The organism is Camelimonas sp. FR25 (genome assembly GCF_059740505.1).
On sequence record NZ_JCAWFG010000041.1, the window covers coordinates 1 to 499 of the forward strand.

Annotated in this window: 1 protein-coding gene; it reads right to left on the minus strand. The window is 62.7% G+C overall.

Annotated features, from left to right (window positions below; genetic code table 11):
• Window positions 1-7 precede the first annotated feature (7 nt).
• On the minus strand, window positions 8-499 hold a 492-nt coding region (locus tag AC6A67_RS05570; RefSeq protein ID WP_498035567.1), incomplete at its 5' end, for a recombinase family protein.

Below are 499 nucleotides of genomic sequence, written 5' to 3' on the forward strand. Positions count from 1 at the left end.
CACAGATTCACGGTAGGGCTGGGATCGTCGCATTCTGCCGGTAGTCGGCAACAATGCGTGAAACTGTTGGCTCACTGACGCTGTAGAGGCGGGCCATCTCAGCGCCTGACTTGCGGCCCGATATGACAGACTCTGCGATCTCGCGACGTTGCTTGCCATCAAGCTTGCGCCGGCGACCGCCAATTCTGCCCTCGGCGCGGGCCAGTGCGAGGCCAGCGCTGGTGCGTTCGCGGATCATGGCCCGTTCGAACTCGGCGAAACTGCCGACCATCTGCATCATCATCCGGCCGGCCGCAGTTGTGGTGTCGATTGCCTCGGTCAGGGAGCGGAAGCCCGCACCGGCTATCTCGATCCGCTCCATGATGTGCAGCATGTCCTTGAGGCTCCGCGAAAGCCGGTCGAGCTTCCAGACCACAACGACGTCTCCCTCACGCAACTGGCCGATCATTTCTAGGAGCCTGGGCCGATCCCAACGTCCGCCACTGGCGGTCTCCTCGAA